At 68.3% G+C, this 8,735-nt stretch carries 11 protein-coding genes and 1 tRNA gene; 7 read left to right on the forward strand and 5 right to left on the reverse strand.

The annotated features are described in order from the left end of the window. Window positions 1–195, reverse strand: a 195-nt coding sequence (locus tag GRX66_RS13730; protein ID WP_159527066.1) for a hypothetical protein, incomplete at its 3' end; no start/stop codon positions are given. Between the two features lie 81 nt (window positions 196–276). Between GRX66_RS13730 and azf the strand changes: the two genes are divergently transcribed. The 3 genes from azf to GRX66_RS13745 all read left to right on the forward strand — a co-directional run bounded on the left by azf (window position 277) and on the right by GRX66_RS13745 (window position 2,214). Further along, window positions 277–1,035 (forward strand): NAD-dependent glucose-6-phosphate dehydrogenase Azf, encoded by a 759-nt coding sequence (gene azf, locus GRX66_RS13735; RefSeq protein ID WP_159527067.1) that lies wholly within the window; start codon window positions 277–279, stop codon window positions 1,033–1,035. Window positions 1,036–1,167: 132 nt separating this feature from the next. Further along, window positions 1,168–1,977 carry a M48 family metallopeptidase gene (locus GRX66_RS13740; RefSeq protein WP_159527076.1) on the forward strand — a complete coding sequence of 270 codons (810 nt, stop codon included), beginning with the start codon at window positions 1,168–1,170 and terminating at the stop codon, window positions 1,975–1,977. Then, window positions 1,978–2,214 (forward strand): hypothetical protein, encoded by a 237-nt coding sequence (locus GRX66_RS13745; protein ID WP_159527068.1) that lies wholly within the window; start codon window positions 1,978–1,980, stop codon window positions 2,212–2,214. Between the two features lie 111 nt (window positions 2,215–2,325). On the opposite strand, the gene GRX66_RS13750 is transcribed toward GRX66_RS13745, so the two are convergent. Together GRX66_RS13750 and GRX66_RS13755 are read right to left on the reverse strand one after the other, a co-directional pair. After that, window positions 2,326–2,937: a DUF309 domain-containing protein gene (locus tag GRX66_RS13750; protein WP_159527069.1), complete on the reverse strand. Its 612-nt coding sequence runs from the start codon at window positions 2,935–2,937 to the stop codon at window positions 2,326–2,328. A 445-nt stretch (window positions 2,938–3,382) separates the two neighbouring features. Then, window positions 3,383–3,455: transfer RNA gene (locus GRX66_RS13755), tRNA-Arg, on the reverse strand. 92 nt (window positions 3,456–3,547) lie between these two features. On the opposite strand from GRX66_RS13755, the gene GRX66_RS13760 reads away from it, so the two are divergent. Together GRX66_RS13760 and GRX66_RS13765 are read left to right on the forward strand one after the other, a co-directional pair. Then, entirely contained in the window at window positions 3,548–4,003 is a 456-nt protein-coding gene (locus GRX66_RS13760; protein ID WP_159527070.1) for a hypothetical protein, read from the forward strand. A gap of 152 nt (window positions 4,004–4,155) precedes the next feature. Further along, window positions 4,156–5,598 (forward strand): single-stranded DNA binding protein, encoded by a 1,443-nt coding sequence (locus GRX66_RS13765; RefSeq protein WP_159527071.1) that lies wholly within the window; start codon window positions 4,156–4,158, stop codon window positions 5,596–5,598. A 42-nt stretch (window positions 5,599–5,640) separates the two neighbouring features. Here GRX66_RS13765 and GRX66_RS13770 read toward each other — a convergent pair whose 3' ends face one another. After that, on the reverse strand, window positions 5,641–5,868 hold the full coding sequence (locus GRX66_RS13770) for a hypothetical protein (RefSeq protein WP_159527072.1): 228 nt from the start codon (window positions 5,866–5,868) through the stop codon (window positions 5,641–5,643). A gap of 91 nt (window positions 5,869–5,959) precedes the next feature. Between GRX66_RS13770 and GRX66_RS20585 the strand changes: the two genes are divergently transcribed. Both GRX66_RS20585 and GRX66_RS13780 read left to right on the forward strand, forming a co-directional pair. Then, complete coding sequence (locus tag GRX66_RS20585; protein ID WP_159527073.1) at window positions 5,960–6,391, forward strand: histone family protein; 432 nt, start codon at window positions 5,960–5,962, stop codon at window positions 6,389–6,391. Continuing rightward, window positions 6,388–7,395, forward strand: a complete 1,008-nt coding sequence (locus GRX66_RS13780; protein ID WP_159527074.1) for a histone deacetylase family protein — start codon at window positions 6,388–6,390, stop codon at window positions 7,393–7,395. The genes GRX66_RS20585 and GRX66_RS13780 overlap by 4 nt, the downstream gene beginning before the upstream one ends. A 101-nt stretch (window positions 7,396–7,496) precedes the next feature. On the opposite strand, the gene cca is transcribed toward GRX66_RS13780, so the two are convergent. Next, on the reverse strand, window positions 7,497–8,735 hold a 1,239-nt coding region (cca, locus tag GRX66_RS13785), incomplete at its 5' end, for a CCA tRNA nucleotidyltransferase (protein ID WP_159527075.1).

The following is an 8,735-nucleotide window of genomic DNA, read 5'->3' on the forward strand; positions in this document are numbered from 1 at the left end:
GGGCAGGCGACCTGTCGCCGGTAGCCACGCGCCGACTGTCACGGTCAGGCTCGCGACGACCGACAGCGACCGCACCGCCGCTGCGACCGGCGACGCCACCGGGACGGCGAACAGTGCGTACGCTGCCGCCGCAGTGACAATCGCCCCCAGGGCGCTGACTCCCCAGCAGATCCGGCGTTCAGTCCGACCGTCCATTACGTACGCTTCTCCCTGCCGACGTGTTAAACGAACCGAACCGCATCATTCATTGCCTCGGTCGCCGAGACTCTCAATCGAATGGACGACCCGGTTCTCCTCACAGGCGCCTCCGGGCGCGTCGGGCAAGCCATCCTCGACGGCATCGGCGACGACTACGACTGGCGGCTCCTCGACCGCGAACCGCCGACCGGGGACACCGACCACGAGTTCGTCGTCGCGGACGTCACCGACGAAGCCGCGGTCAGGGACGCCGTCGAGGGCGTCGGCGCCATCGTGCACCTCGCGGGCGACCCCCGGCCCGAAGCCCCCTGGGAGAGCGTCCTCCGGAACAACATCGACGGCACGCAGACGATTCTCGAGGCCGCCGTCGACGAGGACATCGAGCGTTTCGCGTTCGCGTCCTCGAACCACGCCGTCGCCCACTTCGAGACCGACCGCGAACCCGACCTCTACCGCGAACACGACGACTTCCGCCTCGACGGCACGGAACTCCCCCGCCCGGGCAACCTCTACGGTGTCTCGAAGGCCTCGGGGGAAGTACTCGGCCGGTACTACCACGACGAACACGACCTCTCGTTCGCCGCCGTGCGCATCGGAAACCTCACCGAAGGCCACCCACCAATCGACTACGAGCGCGGGCAGGCGATGTGGCTCTCTCCGCGGGACTGCGCGCACCTCTTCGACTGCTGTCTCAGCGCTGACTACGGCTACGAGATCGTCTACGGCATCTCCGACAACGACAGGAAGTACTACAGTCTGGAGCGCGCTCGCGAGGTCCTGGGCTACGATCCCGAGGACAATTCGGCGGAGTGGGACGGCGACGAGAAGGTCGCTTGAAGCACGCGCACGCGCCTTTTCGGCTACTGTTCGCCCGATAGCGGGGAATTCGAGTGCTGACACGTGGAGATGGATTTATAAGCGAGAGTGCGTTACATCTCCCCAATGCGACACCTCGGACTCAAAATCCGGATGGCCATCGTCGGCTCCATCCTCTTCGCGTTCTACTCGGTGGCGGTGGTCGCCGCGTGGGCGTTCTTCGGCCAGACGAACACCATCCTCGGTATCGCCATCGTGGGTAGCGTCCTCCTCGTCGGCGTCCAGTACAAGATCGGCAAGTGGGCGGCGTTACGCAGCGTGGGCGCCGAAGACCTGTCCGAACAGCAGTACCCACAGATCCACCAGTTCGTCGAGCGGGTCTGCCGGGACAAGGGCATGAAGAAGCCGAACCTGAAGATCGCCAGCATGGGCGTGCCGAACGCGTTCGCGGTCGGACGCCGCGGCAACGGCACGGTCGTCATCTCCAGCGAACTCATCCAGTTGCTCGAACGCGAGGAACTGGAGGGCGTCATCGCCCACGAACTCGCACACATCGACAACCGCGACGTCGTGATGATGGTGATCGGGCAGGGCATCGCGTCGGTCGTTGGGATCGTCGCCCAGTACATCGTGTTGTTCACGGGCGACAACGACATCGCGGACTTCTTCCTCGCCATCATCGTCGGGAACCTCGTGCAGTTCTTCGTGATGCTGTTCGTGCTCGCCATCTCCCGCTACCGCGAGTACGTCGCGGACGCCGACGCCCGGCGCATCGTCAACAGCGGCGACCCGCTCGCTCGCGCCCTCGAGAAGATCAAGCAGGGCAACGAGCGCGCCCGCGACTCCAAGATCGACGAGAACGTGAACGCCCTGTGCATCTTCGGCGAGGGACAGGGTCTCCTCCAGAAACTCGTCTCCACGCACCCGCCCACCGAGAAGCGCATCCAGCGCCTCCGCTCGTAGATGGCTGGAGTCCGCGAACTGCTCGCCGTCGTCCTCGGCGTCCTTCTCGGCGTCGCGTTGCTCGTCGCGCCACGCGCGGCGCTGCGCCTCTCCATCTTCATGGGCCCGCACCGACGCCGTCGCGGCGACTACGGGAGCGAAGACCCGATTCCGGACTTCTGGGCGCACCTCGTCCGCGCGGCCGGCGTCGCCTGCATCGCCGTCGCCGCGGTCATCGCCTACCAGTCGTACGCCTGACAACGGAAATCGACCGATTCCGAACCTCGCCTGACTGCGGACGTCGTCTCCTCCGGTCGCTGTGCTCGGAGCCTCCAGTGACGCCGTCAGCCGACCCGCGTTCCCCGGCAGTCAGTCGAAGAGGCCAGCGACGTCGTTCTCGCGGCGCTGCCGCCGCTGCACGTGCTGTCGGAGGCGCGTCGCGACGAGCGCACGCTGCTCGGTCTCAGTGACGAAGTCGCACAGCAGGACGCCGAACTCGTTTAGCTCGCCGTCTGCGAGCCCCTCGCGTGCGTACCTGGCGCCGTCCTCGAAGACGTCCTCGTCGTAGCCCGCGTGCTCGCCCAGCACCACCCCGGCTTCGACGCCCGCCGGCGCGTCCAGGTCGCCGAGCCGGAGCGCGTCCCCGTCGTACGTCAGCCGCGGTGACGCGGCGCGCTCGATGCGCTCCGGATCGCTGCCCAGGGCGTCCAGGTACCACCGCACGGTGGCGACGTTCACGGCGCGGTAGTCGGCCGGTAGTCCCGCGAGGTACTCGCCAGCACTCTCACACAGCCCCACGGCCCCCGCCCAGTTCCGCGCTCGGGCGTGATGCACGGCGGCCGTGAACTGAATCAGCCCGTGGAGCAACCGCTCGTCGTCGCCGTCCCCGCGTTCCAGCCACTCCTCCTCCCACGCGTCGTGGGCCGCGTGATAGTGGCCCGCGTTGTAGACTGCGATTCCCGCGCGCAACGCCGCATCCATACCCGCACTTCGCCAGCCACGCGCAAACCCGTTTCGCCACGGGCGCTGGCCCTCCTGCTCGAATCTCCTGGACGCGAATACTCGCTCCACGACGCGAGAGCCACGGAGCGCTCTCGCGGTCGTGGGTTTGCGAGAATGTAGCGTCCGGACGGAGTCCGCGCGAGCGGCGCGAGCGCGGGCCCGTCGGTCGTTTTGAGCGGGCGCTAGCGAGTGAAAAACGTCCGGACGGAGATTTGAACGTCGTGAGACGGTCGCCTCACTGCGTTCGGCGCTGCGACTCACGGGCTCAAATCTCCGTGACGTACCGACGCAAAATCGCCGCGAGCGACATGAACGTCGCTCGCGGACTCAGGTTTGCGAGAATGTAGCGTCCGGACGGAGTCCGCGCGAGCGGCGCGAGCGCGGGCCCGTCGGTCGTTTTGAGCGAGCGCTAGCGAGTGAAAAACGTCCGGACGGAGATTTGAACTCCGGTCCCTGGCTCCGCAAGCCAAGAGGATAGTCCACTACCCTACCCGGACTCACGCTTACGTAGCCCGGGATTACGTAAAGCGGTTACGATTCGGGGGAGGCGGCGGAAACGCACTTGAGGTGTCGGCACGCATCGGAGCGTATGAAGCGTCGAGCGGTCATCGCGTCCGCGTCTGCGGTGCTGGTCGCGGGCTGTACTGGGCCGGCTGCGGACGACGGGCAATCCGGGGGTGATACGCCGTCGTACGAGGACACGTCGTTCGAGGTGACGGACGCGGGCTGTGGGGGACCAGCCGAGGCGGCCGCGGTGTCGTTCGACGAGAGCCACGAGTCGGTGGCCGTGTCGGGGACGACCAGCGGTCCGAACGGCTGTTATCTGGCGCGGGTCGCGGACGCGACCTACGACGCGAGCGGCGACGAGTTCCGGTTGGTCGTGGAAGCGTACGACGACGCGGACCCGGACGAGGGCTGCACGCAGTGCATCACGGAGATCGACTACGAGGCGACGGCGTCGTTCGACGGCGGCCTCCCCGGCCGGGTGGTCGTCGTGCATCGGAGTCGGGGCGAGGAGCGGGACGTGACGAACGCGAGTCCGTAAGCGGGGCAACACCGCCACTGCGGACCGGGCGAGGGTTGAACTGTGGGGGCGCGCCAACCCGGCGTGTGTCAGTACGAATCGACGGACGGAGCCGGCGTAATTCGGCAAGGACAACGCTTATGCGCGGCGTGTCCTTGGGGTGAACTACGATTATGGGCGACGATATCGAGGACGTCTACGATGACCTCGACACCGACGTGTCCCTCGAGGAGTTCCGGGACGCCGTCGAGTCGAAGGTCGAGCAGATGGGCGGGCTGGCCGACGAAGAGACCGCCGCCATGCTCATCGCCCACGAGCTCGAGGACGGCGAAGTGAACGGCGTCGCCGACGTCGACCCCGAGATGGACGAAGTAAAGTTCATCGCGAAGGTCACGAGTATCGGCGACGTGCGGACGTTCGAGCGCGACGACGACGAGAACCCTGAGGGCCGCGTGGTGAACGTCGACGTCGCGGACGAGACGGGGAGCGTGCGGCTGTCGCTGTGGGACGAGTCCGCGGAAGCCGCGTCCGACGAACTGGAGGTCGGCGACGTGCTGCGCGTGAAGGGCCGCCCGAAGGACGGCTACAACGGCGTCGAGGTGAGCGTCGACCAGGTCGAGGTTGACAACGAGGAGGACGTCGACGTCCAGGTGCAGGACGAGTACCGCGTCGAGGACCTCTCGCTTGGCATCTCGGACGTGAATCTCACGGGCGAAGTCCTGGGCACCGAGGACGTCCGGACGTTCGACCGCGACGACGGCAGCGAGGGGAAGGTCTCGAACGTCGTGCTCGGCGACGAGACGGGCCGCGTGCGCGTGACGCTGTGGGACGACCAGGCCGACAGAGCGACCGAACTCTCGCAGGGCGAGGTCGTGGAGGTCGTGGACGGCTACGTCCGGGAGCGCGACGGCAGCCTGGAGCTCCACGTCGGCGACAAGGGCGCGGTCGACGTCGTGGACGCGGACGTCGCGTTCGAACCGGCGACGACTCCCATCGAATCCCTCGAACTGGAGGACACGGCCGACATCGCGGGCGTGATCCGGTCCGCGGACCCGAAGCGGACGTTCGACCGCGACGACGGCAGCGAGGGGCAGGTGCGGAACGTCCGCGTGCAGGACGACACGGCAGACATCCGGGTGGCGCTCTGGGGCGACAAGGCCGACCTGGACATCGGCCCGGGCGACGAGGTGGCGTTCGTGGACGTCGAGATTCAGGACGGCTGGCAGGACGACATCGAGGCGTCGGCCGGCTGGCAGTCCTCGGTCATCCCGCTCTCGGAGGGCGCGGCACCCGGTGACGACGGCGGCGATGCTGAGGACAGTGCTTCGACCGGCCTCGGCGCGTTCGAGGACGGCGGGGGCGACGACAGTTCGAGCAGCGACGACGCCGGCGGCTCGCAGTCGAACGGGACGGTCGCAGAGACGGACGCAGACGCCGCCGACGGCGAGGAGATCGAGTTCACGGGCGTCGTCGTACAGGCGCAGAATCCAGTCATCCTCGACGACGGCGAGGAGACGGTGAGCGTGGAGACGGAGGCGGACGTCACCCTCGGACAGGAAGTGACGGTTCGCGGGCTGCTGGAGGATGGACGCCTCCGCGCGGAAGAGCTGCACTGAGGCCGCCGCTGCGCGCGCTGCGCACGCGACAGCCGGGTGGTTTCAGTCCCAGTCGGCCTCGTCGGGGTGGTTGTCCGGATTCGTCTGCTCGCGGGCCTCCTGGTAGCGTTCCTCGCCCTGGTGGTCCGTTTCTTCCTTGATCTGTTCTTCCGTGTACTCCTGGTCGGCCTCTCGGCGTTCCTCGACTGCTTCCTCGGCCTCCTCCTCGTTTGCGTCTGCTTCCTGTTCGGCGACGTCCTGGGCGTCCGCCTGATTTGGGTTCTTGCCCATGTGTACTGTTTCGGCCGGCTCGACCATAGACGTGGTGGCAATCCCCCTTGCAACGGAAACAGTTAAGCGTGCGACCGCCACGCATTGACGCATGAGCGTCGAACTCCCGTTCGCGCCGGTTGACACCATCATCCGGCGGCACGCGGGTGACTTGCGGGTGAGCGCTGACGCGGCAGAGGAACTCGCACGGCGCATCCAGCGACGCGGCGCGAGCCTCGCCGAGGACGCCGCCGAACGGGCCGCCAACGACGGCCGGAAAACACTGATGGCGGCCGACTTCGGCGTCGACGAGGCGCCCGACGAGGACGTCCTCACGCTCCCGGTTGCGCCCGTCGATCGAATCGCGCGCCTCGACATCGCCGACCAGTTCCGGGTTTCGAAAGGCGCGCGCGTCGCGCTCGCTGACGTCCTCGAGTCCTACGCCGAGGAGGCCTCGGAGGGCGCGGCGGCACTCGCCGAACACGCGGGTCGACGCACTGTACAGGCCGAGGACTTCGAGACGTACTTCCGGCTCGTGGAATGAGATTCGGCTTCACCGACACCTGCCTCGAGCACGACCCCGGTCCTCGCCACCCGGAGAGCCCGGACCGGCTTCGCGCAATCAAGCGCGGCCTCGCGAAACGGCACAGCGTCACCTACGAAGGGGCTGCGCCCGCGACTGCCGATGACGCCGTCGCCGTCCACGACGCCGACTACGTCGAGCGCATCCGGGACTTCTGTGCCGAGGGCGGCGGGAACTGGGACCCCGACACGGTGGCGTCCGAGGACACGTGGGGCGCCGCGCTCGCGTCCGCCGGCCTCGCGAAGGACGCGACCCGCGCAGCCCTGGCGGGCGCTGACGGCCGGAATACGCCGTTCTCGCTCGGCCGGCCGCCCGGCCACCACGCCGTCGAAGACGACGCGATGGGGTTTTGCTTCCTGAACAACGCGGCCATCGCCGCCCAGTACGCCATCAGCGACCTCGACGCAGACCGGGTCGCCATCTTCGACTGGGACGTCCACCACGGCAACGGCACGCAGGACATCTTCTACGACCGCGGCGACGTCTTCTACGCGTCCATCCACGAGGACGGCCTCTACCCGGGCACCGGCGACACCAACGAGACGGGCGAGGGCGACGGCGCCGGTGCGACGCTGAACGTGCCGTTCCCCGCCGGCTCGGGGGACGCCGATTACTGTGCTGGCGTCGACGAACTCCTTCGCCCCGCGGTCACTGACTTCGACCCGGACGTCGTCCTCGTGAGCGCGGGATTCGACGCGCACCGCCACGACCCGATCTCCCGGATGCACGTCTCGACGGAGGGCTACGGGCTGCTCGCGGACCGCATGCGAGCCCTCGCAGACGCGACTGACGCGGCGCTCGCGTTCGTCCTCGAGGGCGGATACAGCATGGACACGCTCGCCGACGGCGTCGGCGTCGTCCACGAGACGTTCGACGGCCGCGAGCCGGTCGGGCCCGACGACGAGGTCAGCGACGACGCCCGCAGTCTCCTCGACGACCTGCTGGACAGCCACCCCTGGCTGTGACGGTCTGCAGGAGCGCGACCGCAGCCAGTGACGATCGGCGAGCGCTCGCACTCCCCGCCCGCTGAAATCGTCCCCCGGCCACCTCGTGATGGCGTCTCGTCCTACACCGCTGGCTGGAAGTACGCCGCCAGGTCGACGCCGAACTCGTCGGCCAGCGCTGCGACCTCGTCGCCAGTGAGGACGTCGTAGTCGCCGGCCTCGACGATGGACTCGACGTGCGCGCCGAGCGCGACGTCAGTCAGTCTGGTTGCAGCGAACCCGCTGGCAGTCCTGACGTCGCGGTCACGCTCGACGACGTACCGGTCGCCGTCGAGGAACGGACCGTACGCGTCGCCGTCCACGTACTTCTCGTAGAATCCACGGGCGTGCGACTCCACGTACATGGGTGGTCCCTCGTGGCGTTCGACCGCGGGCAGGTCGCTCACCGCGAGCTCCACGAACAGGACGGCGCGCTCGTCGGCCCACGTCGCCGCGCGCACGACCGAGAAGCCGTGGCCTTCGAGACCGCGGACGAGGCCGTCGCGCGAGCGGTACAACTGGGGGTACAACTGGTCCTCGACGACGTCCGGCGCGTCGAACACCACCGCCAGCGGCGTCGTGCCGCGGGCTGCGACGTACTCGCGGACGTCCGCGGCGTCGAGGGCTTCGATATCGCGCGGCTCGAAGACGGATTCCCGGGGATCGCCGAGGAATTCGCGGGCGTGGTGCTGGACGCGCGCGACGTTCTCGGGCGCGACCACGGCCGCGACGTTCCGCTCGGGGTCCGTCGGGTCCACGACCACCAGCGGGTCGTCGAACTCCACTTCGCCGTGGCTCTCGGGGTCGATGACGACCGGGCGCTGCCACTCCCGGATCGCTTCGAGCGTCTCCCGGAACCCGCCGTTCTCCACGACCAGCAACTCCGCGAGGTACCCCGAGAACCCCTGCGTCCGGAGGTCGCTGCCGTACGCGCCGACGCCCTTGAGGAACTGCTTGAACAGCCGTACGTCCCCGGCCAGCTCGTCGGTCAACCGCTGTTCGAGGTACGCGTTGTGGAACGGCGTGCGGTCCACCGCGGACTGGATGTCCGTCGCGGACTCCAGGCGGTAACACGGCACCAGGTCGATCTCGTACCCCTCGAAGCGCCCCTTCACGTAGGGGTGTTCGGCGTACTCCTCGCGGCCCGCCGGCAGCACCGCGTTCCCGACCTCGAGCCCGTACTCCTGTAACTCCTCCCGCGGGAGGTCCGGCGGGAACCGCACGAACAGGTCGATGTCGCGGTCGCCCGCCACCCACGTCCCCCGGGCGGTGCTCCCGACCTGCACGACGTCCGCGTCGACCGGGGAGGTCGGCGAGGGCGT

The sequence above is a fragment of the Halobacterium bonnevillei genome (genome assembly GCF_009831555.1).
In the GTDB taxonomy this organism is placed as follows: Archaea; Halobacteriota; Halobacteria; order Halobacteriales; family Halobacteriaceae; genus Halobacterium; species Halobacterium bonnevillei.

Bases quoted from the DNA above. Each gene is read 5' to 3' on its own strand.
- azf (WP_159527067.1), top strand. From the start codon at position 277: ATGGACGACCCGGTTCTCCTCACAGGCGCCTCCGGGCGCGTCGGGCAA.
- GRX66_RS13740 (WP_159527076.1), top strand. From the start codon at position 1,168: ATGGCCATCGTCGGCTCCATCCTCTTCGCGTTCTACTCGGTGGCGGTG.
- GRX66_RS13745 (WP_159527068.1), top strand. From the start codon at position 1,978: ATGGCTGGAGTCCGCGAACTGCTCGCCGTCGTCCTCGGCGTCCTTCTC.
- GRX66_RS13750 (WP_159527069.1), bottom strand. From the start codon at position 2,937: ATGGATGCGGCGTTGCGCGCGGGAATCGCAGTCTACAACGCGGGCCAC.
- GRX66_RS13760 (WP_159527070.1), top strand. From the start codon at position 3,548: ATGAAGCGTCGAGCGGTCATCGCGTCCGCGTCTGCGGTGCTGGTCGCG.
- GRX66_RS13765 (WP_159527071.1), top strand. From the start codon at position 4,156: ATGGGCGACGATATCGAGGACGTCTACGATGACCTCGACACCGACGTG.
- GRX66_RS13770 (WP_159527072.1), bottom strand. From the start codon at position 5,868: ATGGGCAAGAACCCAAATCAGGCGGACGCCCAGGACGTCGCCGAACAG.
- GRX66_RS20585 (WP_159527073.1), top strand. From the start codon at position 5,960: ATGAGCGTCGAACTCCCGTTCGCGCCGGTTGACACCATCATCCGGCGG.
- GRX66_RS13780 (WP_159527074.1), top strand. From the start codon at position 6,388: ATGAGATTCGGCTTCACCGACACCTGCCTCGAGCACGACCCCGGTCCT.